This is a genomic window from Burkholderia lata (genome assembly GCF_000012945.1).
GTDB classification, from domain to species: Bacteria; Pseudomonadota; Gammaproteobacteria; order Burkholderiales; family Burkholderiaceae; genus Burkholderia; species Burkholderia lata.
The window spans coordinates 1,985,074-2,001,599 of the sequence record NC_007510.1 but is presented as its reverse complement, the minus strand read 5'-3'; the positions used below and the strand labels follow the sequence as shown (position 1 = coordinate 2,001,599).

At 59.3% G+C, this 16,526-nt stretch carries 13 protein-coding genes; 9 read left to right on the top strand and 4 right to left on the bottom strand.

Annotated elements, in window-relative coordinates; translation table 11 throughout:
• Positions 1-2,634 carry an ATP-binding protein gene (locus BCEP18194_RS14930; protein ID WP_011352124.1) on the bottom strand — a complete coding sequence of 878 codons (2,634 nt, stop codon included), beginning with the start codon at positions 2,632-2,634 and terminating at the stop codon, positions 1-3.
• Between the two features lie 720 nt (positions 2,635-3,354).
• Here BCEP18194_RS14930 and BCEP18194_RS14920 point away from each other — a divergent pair.
• A complete protein-coding gene (locus BCEP18194_RS14920) occupies positions 3,355-3,996 on the top strand; it encodes an HD domain-containing protein (protein ID WP_011352123.1) in 642 nt (213 codons plus the stop codon).
• Positions 3,997-4,169: 173 nt separating this feature from the next.
• On the opposite strand, the gene BCEP18194_RS39695 is transcribed toward BCEP18194_RS14920, so the two are convergent.
• Positions 4,170-4,589, bottom strand: coding sequence for a DUF3331 domain-containing protein (locus tag BCEP18194_RS39695; protein ID WP_081436601.1), 420 nt, complete (start codon positions 4,587-4,589; stop codon positions 4,170-4,172).
• A 399-nt stretch (positions 4,590-4,988) separates the two neighbouring features.
• On the opposite strand from BCEP18194_RS39695, the gene BCEP18194_RS14915 reads away from it, so the two are divergent.
• Positions 4,989-5,969, top strand: a complete 981-nt coding sequence (locus tag BCEP18194_RS14915; RefSeq protein ID WP_081436600.1) for an alpha/beta fold hydrolase — start codon at positions 4,989-4,991, stop codon at positions 5,967-5,969.
• Positions 5,970-6,255: 286 nt separating this feature from the next.
• Here BCEP18194_RS14915 and BCEP18194_RS14910 read toward each other — a convergent pair whose 3' ends face one another.
• Positions 6,256-7,836 carry an MFS transporter gene (locus BCEP18194_RS14910; RefSeq protein ID WP_157687217.1) on the bottom strand — a complete coding sequence of 527 codons (1,581 nt, stop codon included), beginning with the start codon at positions 7,834-7,836 and terminating at the stop codon, positions 6,256-6,258.
• 89 nt (positions 7,837-7,925) lie between these two features.
• Between BCEP18194_RS14910 and BCEP18194_RS14905 the strand changes: the two genes are divergently transcribed.
• Both BCEP18194_RS14905 and BCEP18194_RS14900 read left to right on the top strand, forming a co-directional pair.
• Entirely contained in the window at positions 7,926-8,957 is a 1,032-nt protein-coding gene (locus BCEP18194_RS14905; protein ID WP_011352119.1) for an HlyD family secretion protein, read from the top strand.
• Entirely contained in the window at positions 8,954-10,354 is a 1,401-nt protein-coding gene (locus BCEP18194_RS14900; protein ID WP_011352118.1) for an efflux transporter outer membrane subunit, read from the top strand. The genes BCEP18194_RS14905 and BCEP18194_RS14900 overlap by 4 nt, the downstream gene beginning before the upstream one ends.
• Before the next feature lie 109 nt (positions 10,355-10,463).
• Here the strand turns inward: BCEP18194_RS14900 and BCEP18194_RS14895 are convergent, their stop codons facing one another.
• Complete coding sequence (locus tag BCEP18194_RS14895; protein WP_041492841.1) at positions 10,464-11,735, bottom strand: NAD(P)/FAD-dependent oxidoreductase; 1,272 nt, start codon at positions 11,733-11,735, stop codon at positions 10,464-10,466.
• Positions 11,736-12,129: 394 nt separating this feature from the next.
• Here BCEP18194_RS14895 and BCEP18194_RS39690 point away from each other — a divergent pair, with 394 nt between their 5' ends.
• From BCEP18194_RS39690 to BCEP18194_RS14875, 5 genes are all read left to right on the top strand, one after another.
• The gene (locus BCEP18194_RS39690; protein WP_081436638.1) at positions 12,130-12,402 is read left to right on the top strand and encodes a UBP-type zinc finger domain-containing protein; all 273 of its coding nucleotides are present in this window, start codon (positions 12,130-12,132) and stop codon (positions 12,400-12,402) included.
• A 345-nt stretch (positions 12,403-12,747) separates the two neighbouring features.
• Complete coding sequence (locus BCEP18194_RS14890; RefSeq protein ID WP_011352115.1) at positions 12,748-13,230, top strand: VOC family protein; 483 nt, start codon at positions 12,748-12,750, stop codon at positions 13,228-13,230.
• 1 nt (position 13,231) lies between these two features.
• Positions 13,232-14,458, top strand: coding sequence for an FAD binding domain-containing protein (locus BCEP18194_RS14885; protein ID WP_011352114.1), 1,227 nt, complete (start codon positions 13,232-13,234; stop codon positions 14,456-14,458).
• A gap of 72 nt (positions 14,459-14,530) precedes the next feature.
• On the top strand, positions 14,531-14,893 hold the full coding sequence (locus BCEP18194_RS14880) for a DUF485 domain-containing protein (RefSeq protein ID WP_011352113.1): 363 nt from the start codon (positions 14,531-14,533) through the stop codon (positions 14,891-14,893).
• A complete protein-coding gene (locus tag BCEP18194_RS14875; RefSeq protein ID WP_011352112.1) occupies positions 14,890-16,524 on the top strand; it encodes a cation acetate symporter in 1,635 nt (544 codons plus the stop codon). The genes BCEP18194_RS14880 and BCEP18194_RS14875 overlap by 4 nt, the downstream gene beginning before the upstream one ends.
• The last annotated feature ends 2 nt before the right edge of the window (positions 16,525-16,526 follow it).

Sequence of the window (16,526 nt, the reverse complement as noted above, 5' to 3'; positions counted from 1 at the left end):
TCACGCGATCCACCAGGCATCGAGCGTACCGCGAGTGGCCGGCACGGCATACACGGGTTGAGCGAACTTGATCCGCAATTCCTCGAGTTGCGCGACGAACCACCGCTCCCCGCTGACGTCAGCATGCTGCTGCGCGAATGCGAGCGCCTCGACCGCTTCGACGTGTCGCCCGTCGTCGCTCAAGCAACGCGCGTAGCGAGCCAATAGTGGGGTCAATGGTGCGTGGTATCCGGTTGCGCGCAACGCATCGAGCGCGGCACGAAACTGCGGCAACCGCGACGTGCCGGCGTCAGTATCGGCACGAAGATACTCGGCGTAGCAGTCGCAGCAGGCGAGCCAGGTCGAAAATCCTGAACGGGTCGCACACGTACGCAACACGGCAACTCCATCCGCCGCCAAGTCGACTGCCCCCGAGAGCAACGCGACTGGAATCAGCCCTTCGACGAGCACATATCCGGTCACGAGATCGTGCGCGTAATCGCATGCCCTCTCATACGCATGTTGCACAAGCCGCAACGCATCTTCCGTGGATCCCAGACACCAGCGCACACGCGCGAGTGTTGCCTGCGCGACGATGCCCTGCTCGATGTGTATGCCAAGCGTCGTCAAGCGATGCGAGTCATGCTCATAAGCACACAGCATCTGCTCGAGCAATTTACAAGCCGCAGCAGACTCGCCCGCATAATGCAGCGCGACGGCTTCGCTGCGCAGAGCCAGCACCTGCGATGCCGGTTGAGCGAGTTCCCGGGCTCGCTCGCTCAACCGGTTTGCCCACTGCAATGCGATGCGCACGTCGCCGGCCTGTTGGCAGGCGGTCCAGTGCCCCCATAGCGCACGCAGTTCATATTCGATGTCGCATTCAGCAAGCGCAAGCGCATGGACCTCGGACCATGCGTTATGCACAATCTGCGTCGGACCGGATGTGTAGGCAAGCGAGGCCGCATAGGCTGCAAGCAGTCGCATCCGCGTGTCGGCCGATACCGGAACGACTTCTGGATCGAGCGTTGCGTCGAGCGCGACGCGCGCGCGTTCACAACACTCATCCACAAGCGAGAGATCGAATAGACATGGTACCGCCATGGTCGCGAGCTCGATTCCGACGGCCTTGTCTCCTTCTGGCGAAAACGCCCAGTCAAGCGCGGTACGCAAATTGCCGAGTTCATGCCGAAGCGCGTCCAGCGACGTGGCTGCCGATGCATCGCTACCGCGCGAGGCCTGAGTCAACAACGCACGGAAGTACCGTGCATGCGCAAGTGCAGCGGCCTTACGCTCGCCATTGTCCTCAAGCTGTTGCAGCGCGTATGCACGCGTGACGGCGAGGAGCCGATAACGTGTCGTACCATTCATGCTCTCTCTAATCACGAGGGATTTGGACACTAGCCCCCCCAGAGCGTCCAGCGTCATGGTCCGTGTGAGGCCACGGGCATTGACGATGTGGTACAGAGCATCCAACGAAAATCCATCGAGAAACACGCCCAACAAGCGGAGCAGCCCACGTTCCGACTCGTCCAGCAGTCGGTAGCTCCAGTCGAGCATGGCCTTCAGTGTTTGATGGCGCGGCAAAGCCGTCCGGAACCCTCCGGCCAGCAATCGAAAATGGTCATCGAGGTGCGCAGTCAGTACCTCTATCCCGAGTGCGGTCGCACGTGCCGCGGCAAGCTCGATGGCAAGCGGAAGGCCATCGAGTCGGCGGCACAAACTGCCAATCATCCGCAAACTGGACGCATCGAGGGAAAGGTGCGGGTCGCATGCCCGCGCACGCGTGACAAACAACTGAGCTGCCCCGGTCCGCAGGATCGCATCACACTCGTCGTCTTCCGCCGGAACATCAAGCGGCGGGACCGGATGCAGGCGCTCGCCCGGGATGCGCAACGCCTCGCGACTGGTCGCCAGCACGCTTATCCCTGGATTGGCATTGGTAATTGTGCTCGCGATCTGCGCGGCGGCATCGATAAGGTGCTCGCAGTTATCAAGCAGGATAAGCAAACGGCGATTCGTCAGATGAGCAACGATCGCTTCAAGCGACAAGCCGCCGACCGGCGCGGCCATACGCAGGGCACTCGCAAGCGCATCGAGCGCGAAACGCGGATTCGACACCGATGCTAGCGGTACAAACGCAATACCGTCCTCAAACTGCGCGGCAACGCGGGCCGCTGTCTCCTCAGCCGCCCGGGTTTTGCCGATGCCGCCAGCGCCGACAAGGGTGACGACACGTGATCGCTCGAGTTCGGCGAGAATTTCCTCGATCATGCACTGCCGCCCGACAAGCATCGACGGGTCGAACAGGATGCGCGGTTCAGCCGGGCATCGCGAGGTCTGTGCCAATGCACTAGTTTCATCTTCGTCGTGCACGGCGACGAGCCGATAGCCACGCCCCGCAGCCGTCACGATCCGGCCGCGGTCTGCGCCGAGAGCCTTGCGCAACGTGGCAATCTGCACTTGGAGATTGTTTTCCTCAACGACTGTGTGCGCCCACACGCGGCGCATGATTTCGTCCTTCGACACCACCTCGCCCTCGGCCTCAATTAGCAGTTCGAGAACATCGAACGCGCGATTGCCGATGCGAAGCGGTTCGCCGTTCAAGCGAATCTCGCGCTTCTCTAACAAAACGTGAAGGGGTCCGATCCGGATCATGATGAGACGGGTTTCCGAAAGTCGATCTAATTTAACGGGGCGCAATCCGGGAGGCTCATCCTACGCCATTCATCTACCCCGAAGATTTAAATATTCTGTATTCAATGATCGAATTTTTTGAACTGATGCGACGAGTGCCAATGCCTAAATTAAAAGATCTGATGAATCCGTCACCTATTCTTTGTGTCAAGGATAGCCTTCACCCGGTGCGACCGCCAAACTCGCGAGGACCTACATGATGAAGGGCGGTCGCGGCACGGCACCTGCTCGGAGACGCCGAGATTGAACATTGCCTTTCAGAATATTTCAGTTGCCAATCAGGACTTTTATCTCCGGCTTGCCTAACATGGTGTGATGAAGTCGACCAGCCTTCACGGTTCGCGACGCGAGCATCCATGGGAAGCACAAGATGACGGCCCAGCCAGACCACGCGGGCATGACAGCCTCGCCCCTTCGCATCTGCAAGATTTCGACGAACGGTGAAAGTCGGTCCTTCCCGAACATCTTCGCGGCTGCGTCAAACCTGATCTTCGCCGATAGGCTGCACTCGCAGCCCGCGATAGCCACCTTCAGAAGTACGTCGCCACGCGTTCACCTGCAATGGGCAGCGCAATGGCCTCTGTTCGTGGAAATGTCGCCATCGATGCATGGTGACCTTGCCATTGCTGGCACGAGCTACCGCTCATTCGCCGCGCCACGGAGTGTGCGAGGTGCATCTCGATGAGCCGGGTGATCGCGGGTATTCCAATTCCTGATGGCCGGATCGCGCAGTCAGCTGCCGACTTGGTGTTCACCAGCGAGCCGGATATCCTGTACCGACACTCGATGCGAGTATTCGTATTTGCGTCGTTAATCGGCCAGCGCCGAGAGCTCGAATTCGATGCCGAACTGTTATACGTAGCCGCATTGTTCCATGACATTGGGCTGACCGCGAGCTATCACCATTCGACTCGGCGCTTTGAGGTCGATAGTGCCGATGCCGTACGGACGTTCCTCACCGGGCACGGTGCGTCAGCGGACGATATTGCCGATGCGTGGCATGCAGTCGCCTTACACACAACGTTCGGCGTGAACACATACATGCAACCACTCACGGTACTGCTCGCTGCCGGCGTCGAAACCGATTTGCTTGGCCTGCACTTCGACGAGGTGCGTCGCTTCGAGCGAGAGGCAGTGTTAGAAGCATTCCCTCGCGGTGCAGGCTTCAAGGATTTGATCCTCGAGGCGTTCGCGGAAGGGATGTCACAACGACAAGCGATGGCATTCGGCAGCGTCGGTGCCGACGTACTCGAGCGTTGGGATCCAGACTACCGACGCACGAATTTCTGTGGTCTAGTACTCGGTTCGAATTGGAAAGAGTGACCTGCCTCCAGGCAGCCTCGTGCGTGTATCGCGTACGCTCCGGCGTGGACAACGACCAACCGTCGCTTTAACGAGCCGTATCGAAGAAACGCCGGATATTCTCCTACCCCCTCGAGATCTTCAAAAAAACACTATCCTGCGCCGCCTGCTAACCGCCGAATGCAAGGTGTCCCTCAAGGACTAGGTAACCGATCGATGAACCGCTCCAGTTCGGTCGCGATGATCATCGCCGACGCATTCGCCGGAGGCTTTGCGCCCCGCCACAGCGGCTTGTAGATCTCGTCGCCAATTCTGATCAGGCGTCCACTCAGCGCACAGGTACCACGGCCGCGGGCCTTCGCGCTCGTCCAACGCTGCTCGTCATATCTGCAGCGTGTCGGGTCGTGCCACGATACAAGTACCTCCGAGCCGGTCTGACGCTCGACCGCGACGATCGGAGTTGGGCAACATGTGCTGCTGCTCGACGGGATCGACGCCAAGTTACGGCGGCTAGCGCGATCGGTATTTCGACCAATCGATAGCTCCCCGTGGTCTACTTTGGTCGGCGAGATGAGCAGTGTAAGCATCTGCTCCCAGCGATCGGATTCGTTCATGGCGATGAGTCTCGGCAATTGGCGCGAGGTCCGGCACGCATGTGCGCCAGTTCACGTTGCTGTCGTCGCACCCACACGGCCTGGAGCGACGCCGACATACATCATTGGGCGATCTGAAAGCGACGATAGCCTTCGTCGGCGGAATAGTCCATTCTCTTCACTTAAATTTTCTTACGCTCTACTGGGCGACTTGCCTGCACTACTGAATTTAAGGAAATTCAGCATGATTTAAGTACAACTCATGAAACACGCAGATAGACTCCGAGATGCGTTCGCTGGTGTCTCGCTCACATCAAGTCGGCGACCATACGCAAACGTGGAAGCAAGTTGCAGTGCGCCGGTCGGCTATACCAATCCGTTTGATGCGGTGCCATTCCCCCGCATACCCAAGGAGCAACCATGCGCCCTACGCACACCGACGCTGTTCCCTCGACACGGCGCCGAGAAATGCTGCTGGCTGGTGCCACCGTCGTTGCCACGGCCGCGCTACCCGCGGCAGCAGCAACCACCGGCGCGCCGAAACACGCCGCCGCCTCTGCCCATCACGGAGTTCATACGATGAACACGATCACCACGAAGGACGGTACGCAGATCTACTACAAAGACTGGGGTTCGGGCCGCCCGGTCGTCTTCTCTCATGGCTGGCCGCTGTGTGCGGACGCATGGGATCCCCAGATGCTTTTTCTCGTACAACACGGGTATCGCGTAATCGCGCACGACCGTCGAGGCCACGGTCGTTCGGGCCAGCCCTTTCACGGCAACGATATGGATACCTATGCCGACGATCTCGCGGCGGTGATCGATGCGCTCGACTTGCGCGAAATCACACTTGTCGGGCACTCGACGGGTGGCGGTGAAGTCGCTCATTACATCGGCCGGCATGGCACGAAGCGTGTTGCCAAAGCCGTTTTGATCGGTGCCGTGCCGCCAGTGATGGTGAAGTCGGCTTCCAATCCGGGGGGCCTCCCGATGGAGATATTCGACGGAATTCGCAAGAACGTCGCCGAGAACCGCTCACAGTTTTACAAAGATCTTGCGATGCCGTTCTTCGGTTTCAACCGCCCGAACTCAAAGCCGTCGCAGGGTACGATCGACGCGTTCTGGCTGCAGGGAATGATGGGCGGTGTCTACGGCCAATATCTGTGCGTCAAGGAGTTTTCGGAGGTCGACTTCACTGACGATCTCAAGAAGATCGATGTGCCCACCCTGGTGTTGCACGGCGACGACGATCAAATCGTGCCGATCGACGATGCCGGCCGGATGTCGGCGAAGATCGTGAAGAACGCGCAGCTCAAAGTCATCCCGGGTGGGTCGCACGGGATGTGCGTCGTCAACGCGGACCAAATTAATGCCGAGTTGCTTGCCTTTCTGAAGGCGTAACCGCATCGCATCGCGCGCTGGCCGATGGTGGCAGCGCGCGACGCATAGTCTCGACTCCCTCCTGATAGCCTTCGGCACCGATCCCATCTTGCCGACCGCAGCCATTTCGGTCACGGGCGCTACCAGGCGACGTGGATTCGGCCTCCGGCCTGGTGGACGCGATTGCCCCGCCGTTGCGCAACGCAACGACCTCACCACCAATACATTCCCGGGAACTCGGCTCCCGACGGTTCCTTTTCATAGTGGGGGTGCTACCGCCGTCAGTACACCACACCAAACTGGACGCTCACGACGATCGGGGCGCTCGCACCGGCCTGAGCATCATTCCGATCAATGCGCCAACCATCGCGCACGTCATTGCCACGCGGAAATTGTCCGCAAGCGCGAGCGTCGTCGCCTGTACGCGGACCGCTCGATCAAGGAGCACATACGTACCACTGTCTCCAGTTGCGAATGTCGCGCCATGCGTGACGAGCGACGCGGCGCCAACGCGCAGGCGCTCGAGCGTCACCGGATCGGACAATGCCACATGCAGGCCGACGCGATTGGAATGTGTTGCCTCCATGATGCGTTGGACTACAGCGATCGACGTTGTACCAAGCTGCCCACCGAGCAGACGCGTCGTCTGCACGACGGCGCCGAATGTCAGCGCGTGCTCAGCAGTGACGTGCTTTCCGAAGAAAAATATGACCGACGTAAGCGCCATTGTCTGGCCCAGCGCCTGAAGCAACTGAGACGGAATGAAGTCAGGTTCGGCCCATACGGAAGTCAAACGCGATCCAAGCGCGAAAGCAATCGCGACCATCACGAAGCCGATCACGATCAGCCGACGCGAGTCGAACCGTTGCAGCAACAATGCGACACACGGCGCAAACAGGAACTGCGGCATCGCGATCCAGCGCAGCGTATCGCCGATCTGCAGCGGCCGGAGTCCATACGTACTCGCAAGAAAGAGCGACGGAATGAAGCTGGTGTTGAGAACGGTAAAGCGCACGAGACCGACGAGCAGCATGAGCAGCAGTACGTTCGGCCGGACCAGGTAACCCAGATTGAGGCCCGCTTGCTTCGAAACGAGTTCGTGGACAAGAAAGGTGGAGATCGTCACGATACTGATGCAAAGTAGCGTAACGATCAGCGGCGACTCCAGCCAAAACAGGCGCTCTCCCTGGTCGAGTGCGATGCACAGACAGGTAAATCCACTTGCACCGAGTAGCATGCCCCGGTAGTCGGCACCAGACGCGAAGCGCTTGATCGGCTCATTGGACAATGACAAAAGCAGGCAGACGATGAACGGGATGGTCATCAGTGCGTTTTGCCAGAATAGCCAGCGCCAGTTCAGGTGCTCGCTATACCAACCTTCGAGGGTAGCTGACAAGTTCAATGACATCTCGAGGTTCATCGCATACGCGGCGATGCCGAATGGAATGAAACGCGACGGCAATGTGCGTACGATGAAGCCAACGGTCAGCGGTACGAACACGCCGGATGCAAGCCCGGCAACGCTCTGGCAGATGATGAGTGAGCCGAATCCCGGACAAAGCGGCAATACGCTCTCGGCGACAAGGAATACAACGGCTCCTGCAAGAAGCACGCGCCGTGTGCCGAGCAAGAACGCGGCTGCGATCGCTAGCGGACCTATGAACATCTGTGACGCAATGAACGCCGTGTTGATCCACGCCCCTTCGTCGAAGCCGATACCGAGTGCCCCGCGTAAATCCGCCAATCCGAGCGATGTGATGCGCGATGTCAGTGTCGATATCACTGCCCCGAACAGCACGGCAGCAATCGCAGCGATCGAACGAAATGGCGGCACGGTGGCGCCTGGAACGGGAGAGGCTTCCGGCGTACCACCGCCGGCGACGAGCATGGTACTCATTGTCGAACAACTCCCGCGCAGGACGTTTGCGCAAGCATACCGCGACGTCCTGAATCCTGCCTGCATGATGGAGAAAACAGATGGTGACGCAGACGCCCCAGGACACTCCATCGGAGCCGCCCGAGCGCGGTCGCCGGTTGCCGATCGTACTGATCGCCATGTTCGCGATTCTGCTCGTGACGGTACTGATTTACGAGTTCGAAGTTCGAGACCTCAGTACCGACGACGCTTATGTGACCGGCCATCTGCATGTGATCTCTCCACGTGTCAGCGGTACCGTCGAGCGTGTTCTGGTGAACGACAATCAATTCGTGCACGCCGGGGATCCGCTCACACTTCTTGATCCGCGAGATTTCGACGTACGCGTCGCATTGCAACGTTCGCGCGTTGCACAAGCGCAGTCCGACGCCGCCCGTGCACGCGCACTCGTCGAACAGGCGGTCGCGACACGAATATCGGCGCAAGCCGATGCCGACAAGGCAGAGCTCGATTACGCAAGAGCAAATGAGTTGACCCGCGAGACGCCGCGGGGGCTTTCCAAGCAGGAATACGATGCAGCTGACGCCGCGCGCAAGTCTGCGCGCGCGAGGATCGTCGCGGCCGACGCGCAACTCCGTAGCACACGGGCCGCAGCGCAGGCGGCAGATGCCGTATCGGGACAGAACGATGCAGAGCTGCGCGACGCGCTGCTTCAGCGCGAGTACACAACAGTCATCGCGCCTTCGGACGGCTATGTTGGCAAGAAGACCGTGGAAACAGGCGAGCACGTCGCGCCCGGCCAGGCACTGCTCACGATCGTCGAACCTCATCCATGGGTCGTCGCAAATTTCCGCGAGACCCAGCTTCGGCATGTTCGCGTGGGCGAGCCGGTACGACTTCACTTCGATGCGCTTCCGGACGTGGAGTTTGTCGGTCACATCGACAGCCAGTCACCGGCAACGGGGTCACAGTTTTCATTATTGCCACCGGACAACGCAACAGGCAATTTCACGAAGGTCACGCAGCGGGTGCCAGTCAAAATCCTGCTGGACGGCCGAGCGGCAATCGAACCTCGCATCCACCCCGGGCTGTCGGTCGTCGTCACGCTGCAACGCGGACGTCATTCGCCATGAAACGTGCATCCGCCCTGATCGCCGCGTACGCGCTGGCCTCTTGCACGATTGTCCCGCGGCCGCTCGTGCCGGTACCAGTCGGACATGATACGTTCCGCCACGCTGGTACACCGCTTGCGCACGAGGCCGCGTTGACCGATTGGCCCGCGCTGTTCGGCGACCCGCAACTCAGTGCACTCGTCGATGCCGCACTCACACACAACAATGACATCCGTGCCGCATCCGCGCGGATCGATCAAGCTCAGGCGCTGCTCGGCATGCACGAGGCCTCGCTGTTGCCGTCAGTTACCGTCGACCCCTCGTTCAGTCGCGCACGTGTCTCTGGCACCGTTGACAACGCACTGCCGAAACGCATGATGCATAACTGGTCGGCCCCGGTGACAGCAAGCTACGAAATCGACCTGTGGGGACGCGTGCGCGGAGATGTCGACATCGAACGCGAGAATGTGCTGCAGGCAATCGCAGATCGAGACGCTGTTCGTCTACGCGTCGCAACGGATGTCGCGAGCGACTACCTGACGCTGCATTATGTTGAACAGGATCTCAACGCACTTACTCGTGTGATCGACCTGAGATACACAGCGCTCGATGTGATCTCCGCACGCGTGCGAGCCGGCGCGGCGAGCGATCTCGATTCTCTACGCGCAGCGGCCGATCTCGACACTGCGCGAGCCGACCTTGCGGACAGCCAGCGGACCCGTGAAAATCTCATCGACGCGCTCGCCATCCTGACCGGCGTATCGCCAACTGCGATCGCAATCGATCCGACCGCGGTGAACCTCCGTGTGCCGGATGTGCCATCCGGCTTGCCGTCCGCGTTGCTCGGCCATCGACCAGATGTATTCGCAGCCGAGCGCCGTGTGGATGCGGCATCGCTCGAGCTTGGCATTGCCCGCAAGGCCTGGCTGCCCACGCTGTCGCTCACCGCACAAGGTGGCTTTGCGAGTCGCGACCTGCGTACATTCCTCGACCGTAACAGTTCGCTGTGGAGCTTCGGCCTGAGCATGGCCGAGACTATCTTCGATGGTGGCAAGCGTGACGCGGCAGTGGCCGCCGCCCAGGCAGGGGTAACCGTTGCAGACGCGAACTATCGCTCAATCGCAATCGGCGCGCTACGCGAGGTACAGGATGCGCTCAACAACATTGCGTCCGAGAAGGAACGGATCGCACGCCTCGATAGCGCGGCACGTACTACCGAGGCCGCAGCACGACTGTCAGTGAGCCGATACGAGCATGGCTACGTCAGTTACCTGGAGGTGATAGACGCCGATCGGGACGCTCTCAATGCGCAGCGCCAGTGGATCCATAGCCGCCAGGCCTACTCGGTCGCGACGGTAAGCCTTGTGCGTGCACTGGGTGGCGGATGGATACCGCCAGTCCCAGCAGACGCACGATGACAGACTCAAAAAATTAAGGAATTTTCAGGATTTTTAATATGTCACGTCACTGCGAACCGGGGCGTGCCGAAAACCGCTTGCCGGGCAGAATCAGCACATTCGTTTGAACTCACGTGCTCACCGGGCCTGGGGAATTTTCCGCAAGAAATCGGTGTACAAAGGTCACGGCCATTGCCCCCTCGCCTACCGCCGACGCGACCCGCTTGACCGACCCCGATCGCACGTCGCCCGCTGCGAACGACCCTGGGACACTTGTCTCCAGAAAATAAGGTCGCCGTTCCAGCGGCCATACCTTCTCGAACGATGGGTGTTCATACAAATCGCTTCCCGTGACCAAATAGCCATCCGGGTTGCGGATGATGCTTGTATCCTTCGCCCATTCCGTGTTCGGCGCACCACCGATACAAACGAACAAGTGGCTTGTCCGAACCACCTCGCTCTCGCCTCGCTCCGATTGGATTTCGATTGCCTCGAGCGTCCCTTCACCGTGGAGCGCCGTCACTTTTGAACCGTAGCGAACCTTGATGTTGTCGGTTTTCTCCAGTCTTTCGATCAAGTACTGCGAGAGTGTTGCCGCGAGCGACGCTCCTCTCACGATCAACGTGACTTCGGTCGCATGCCTTGAGAAGTTCATTGCTGCTTGCCCAGCCGAGTTTCCGCCGCCGACGATGAACACTTCCTTCCCTTCACACATCGGCGCTTCACTTGATCCAGCACCGTAAAACAGGCCTGCATTGAGAAACTTCTGCTCATCGGGAACATTGAGGCTGCGATATTCAATCCCTGTCGCACAAATGTTCGATCTTGCCGTCAGGATCGAACCGTCGGCAAGATCGACGCGGATCTTGCCATCGACGAACGATGCATGAACGCCCTCACGCATCATTAAAAGCTCGACGCCGAACTTGACGGCTTGCTGACGCGCGCGCTCCGTGAGCTCCGCTCCGGGGATGCCCTCCGGGAAACCCATATAGTTCTCGATAAGAGAACTCGTGCCCGCTTGCCCACCAACAGCATTGCGCTCGATCACGACCGCTCTCAGACCTTCAGAGGCTGCATATACGGCCGCTGACAAACCGGCCGGACCCGCGCCATAGATAGAGACGTCATATTCGACGAAGCGTGGTCGAACGACCCAACCCAGCTTCGTCGCAATCTCCGACAGCGTGGGTTGAAATAGGCACGATCCGTCCGGGAAGATGACGGCCGGTAACCGAACGTCTCTCAGCGGTGTGATGCCGAGTTCTCGCATGCAGTCGTTGTCGGAAGTCAACTCGCACCACTCATACTCAACCACACCACGCTTCAGAAAGTCACGAATTGCGTAAGCATCCTTGCTGTGCGGCAGACCGATCACCTTGACGTGCGAGGATTGAGTCATAAGAACCTCCGTTTGTTCGCCAGATCGTGCAACGTTCGCTCGATGCAATCTGAGCATATCGAGCAACGCGGCAGTCTCCTCGGTCGATGAATCGTCATGTCGCTCGGACCACTCCGAGCGACATGACATGATTTGGATCGTTTAATAAGTATTCAGACTCTGCTGCGGAGAGGTCGTGCAAAATGGCACTGCCGGTTCATTCTTGCACAATCTCCCGAACGACCGTATCAACCGTGCAAGAATCCTGCGGAACAATGCCACGCGTCAACGTCGATTGCACGTGGCGTTTCCTATTGTTCGATTCGTGGCCGACGGAAGCATCGAGATGCCCCGCTCGTCTGTTGTCGCGTTGGGGTATGCCAACCAACATCCAAACATGTTCACGGAGTCGACGATGAACACGAAATGTACTCACCTCGGCGAAGCTCGCATCCTGACCACCGAGATAGACTACTGCGAAGAATGCGTCAAATCCGGGGATCGTTGGGTACATCTCCGTTTGTGTCTGACATGCGGACGCGTCGGCTGCTGCGACTCATCTCCGAATCGTCATGCAAGCAAACACTATCTGGAGACCGGCCATCGCCTTGCTCGATCGATCGAACCCGGCGAGCATTGGGTATGGTGCTACGAGGACAAAACTATCGCCGGTGAGATAGACCCTTGAGGTTGGGACACATCATCGATGATCGCCAAGGCCGGCTAATTGCACATCGAGGCAACTCGGTTAGGCACGTGCATTTCGTTGAACCGCTCGCCGTGTTCGGTCTTCGAGTCACTCTTACGTTCTACCAACGTTAGCTGCGCAATCCCTGCGATTCGACGTCTTTCATTCCGCATTGTCGGCGCCAACACACACCTGCTTGCGGACCCCAACCCCATCCGGCGATCGCACGCGGCATCTTTTTTGATCAAGGGTTAACACGGCCCAGCCTCCTTCTTGTCCTCACGGAATTTTCGGCTACAATTTATCGAACGATAACTTATCGACTGATAAATTAAGGAGCGCCCGATGCCTGTTACCAGACTTGCCCACTACTCGATCCGTACACTCGATCTCGAGAAATCGTGCCGGTTCTATGAGCGCGTACTCGGCTTCAGTCGCGGCTACCGTCCTCCATTCGATTTCCCTGGCGTGTGGCTCTACAAGGGGGACGACGAGGCCGACTACGGAACGGTCCACATCGTCGGGGTTGACCCCGATAACCCCGCCGGTCTCGCCGCCTATCTCGGCGACAAGGACGTACCGACCACCGGTACGGGAACCGTTGACCACATTGCGTTCTTGGCCACTGGCGTCGAAGCGCTTTGGGACACGTTACGTGCAGAAAACATCGTCTGGCGCGACCGGACAGTGCCGAGCCTTGGGTTGCATCAGGTGTTCATCGAAGATCCGTCGGGCGTCACCATCGAACTCAATTACCCCGCCGCTGAGGTTGCTCACCTGACTGTGCCGGGTGCTACCGAGCAAGCCGCCGGAACCAACGGAGACTGAAATGAACAACAGTACATCGGCGAACCGGAAGGCCGTCATCGTCGGCGGCTCGCTGGGCGGGCTCTTTGCCGCGAACCTTCTTCTGCGCAATGGTTGGGACGTTGACGTTTTCGAGCGCGTACCTGAAGAGCTGTCCGGCCGCGGTGCCGGCATCGTCACACACCCTGAGTTGTTTGAAGTGATGCTCGCTGCAGGCGTTCGCCTCGACGAGACGATCGGCGTAAAGGTTGAATCACGGATTACGCTTGGTCAGGATGGCACGATCGTCTCCGAACACCGGTTACCCCAGACGCTCACTGCGTGGAGCAAGATGTATCACGTGCTTCGCTCTGCATTGCCGGACCAGCACTACCATTCCGGAGCAGTCGTGACCAGTGTCACCGATGGGTCGGACCGCGCGTCCGTCATGCTTTCGGACGGCTCGGTGGTACATGCTGACCTGGTCATCGCCGCTGACGGGTTCCGCTCGGCAGTGCGCGAAAAATTCCTGCCGGGTACCCCGCTCCAGTACGCTGGATATGTCGCATGGCGTGGCCTTGCCGACGAACTCAGCCTGTCGGACTCCACCCATGCGGCGCTATTCGAAAATTTCGCGTTTGGCCTGCCTCCACGAGAACAAATTCTTGGCTATCCAGTCGCGGGGCATGGCAACAGCACAAAGCCCGGCGAGCGACGCTACAACTTTGTCTGGTACCGACCCGCTAGCGAAGAGGAAGATTTACCCAACCTGCTGACCGACGCCACCGGAAAACTTTGGGAGGGCGGCATTCCCCCAACGTTCATCCGCCGCGAAGTGATCGCCGATGTCGAAGAAGCAGCGCAGGCACTCCTGGCGCCCCAGTTTGCAGAAGTCGTCTCGCGGGCAACCCAGCCGCTGTTCCAGCCGATCTTTGATCTTGAAGTGCCGCAAATGGCATTCGGCCGCATTGCCCTGCTCGGCGATGCCGCGTTTGTGGCACGACCGCATTGTGGAATGGGTGTCGCGAAAGCTGCGGGCGACGCAATGGCGCTCGTCACCGCCCTCGCGACGCGCACCGATACGCTCGATGCCCTGTCCGAATACAGCCAGATACGCACGCAGTTCGGCATCGCTATCGTGCAACATGCGCGCCACCTTGGCGCCTACATGCAGGCACAGCTCAAGAACGACACTGAACGCGAAATGGCTGAACGTTACCGGACACCAGAGGTTGTCATGCGGGAAACCGCCGTTCCACCGCACTTCTGATCGTGAACGGGAGTGCCTGTCGTCGGTCGCTCCCGCCTAGCGTTACAACAGACACAACACGAAGGAGACATCGTGGATCACCCAATTTCGGCCACCGAAGGCGTTGCCCTGAACACAGAGGCGTCCGCTACGGTAACGCAGCATCCGTTGCTGAGCGACGTGCGCTTTCGTGACCTGGTCAAACGGCGCCGCACTTTTGCCTGGTCGATGACGATCGCGATGCTCGCGATCTATTTCGCGTTCATCCTTACTCTCGCGTTCTTCCCGCAGTTGCTCGGACAACAGATCGTTCAAGGCCAACCGACTACGTGGGGTATCCCCGTCGGTTTCGGCATGTTCGCCCTGACATTTGCACTGGTCGCTGTATACGTGTACCGGGCCAATTCCGTCTATGACGCGATCGTCGCGTCGATCCGTCAAGGGGACGATCAATGAAGCGTGTACTACTCGCGTCGCTCATCGCGATCGAAGCATTGCCAGCAGTCGCGGCCCAACCTGGATCGCTCACGCACGGCCATAATCCGGTCGCAATCGGCATGTTCTTGTTGTTTGTGGCATCGACACTCCTGATCACCCGCTGGGCGGCCCGCAAAAACCACAGCGTCGCTGATCACTATGCCGCCGGAGGCAAGATTACTGCGTTCCAGAACGGATGGGCGATTGCCGGTGACTACATGTCGGCGGCATCTCTGCTCGGCATCTCGGCGCTCGTGTTCACAAGCGGTTACGATGGGCTGATCTATTCCATCGGATTTCTCGCGAGCTGGCCCATCATCCTGTTCCTGATCGCCGAGCCGTTGCGCAACCTCGGCAAATACACACTGGCAGACGTGGTGTCCTACCGGCTCCAGCAACGGCCAATCCGGGCCTTTGCGGCTTCGAGCTCGATCGTCATCGTGCTGCTGTATCTCGTGTCGCAGATGGTTGGCGCGGGCAAGCTGGTCGAATTGCTGTTCGGCCTGAATTACACCATTGCGGTACTGATCGTCGGCCTGCTGATGGTCGTCTACGTATTCTTCGGCGGAATGCTGGCAACGACGTGGATTCAGATCGTCAAGGCCGTCCTGCTACTCGCCGGCGCAGCATTCATGGCACTCATGGTGCTGAGTCATTTCGGCTTCAGCCTGAACGCCCTTTTCACGCAGGCGGTTCTCGTGCATTCGAAGCACGATGCCATCATGCGCCCAGGCGGGCTTGTCTCGGATCCGGTTTCCGCTGTATCGCTCGGCCTCGCGCTGATCTTCGGCACGGCCGGGCTGCCCCATATCCTGATGCGATTCTTCACGGTCGGCAACGTCAAGGCTGCGCGCAAGAGCATTCTTTACGCCACGGGTATCGTCGGCGTCGGCTACGCATTGATCATCATCATTGGCTTCGGGACAATCGCACTCGTTGCGTCAAATCCGGAGTATCACAATTCGTCAGGTTCCGTGATCGGCGGCGTGAACATGGTAGCGATCCATCTCGCGCACGCGGTGGGGGGAAACGTGTTCCTCGGATTCATCTGCGCAGTCGCATTCTCGACCATTCTTGCAGTGGTAGCCGGCCTGACCCTGGCTGGATCGTCCGCGATCTCGCATGACCTGTACGCGAATGTCCTGCGCCGTGGCAATGCGTCTGATCGCGATGAAATGCGCGTGGCCCGTATAACCACGCTCGTCCTGGGCGTCCTGGCAGTGCTCCTCGGTATCGCCTTCGAGAAGCAAAACATCGCCTTCATTGTCAGTCTTACGTTTTCGATTGCGGCCAGCTCAAACTTCCCGGTCCTACTGCTCTCGATCTATTGGCGCGGCCTGACCACGCGCGGCGCTGTCATCGGTGGCATGCTCGGTCTCATCACCGCCGTTGTGCTGACCGTATTGAGTCCGACAGTATGGGTACAGGTTCTTGGCCACGCGCATGCTCTCTACCCGTACGAATACCCCGCACTCTTTTCGATGGCTGTCGCGTTCGCCGGCATTGTCGTGATTTCCGTTGCGGACAACTCGGCCCGGGCCCGACAGGAGCGCGCACGATTTGACACGCAGCTCGTCGAGTGCGAATTGGGGGGGACGCGGCACGGTTGATT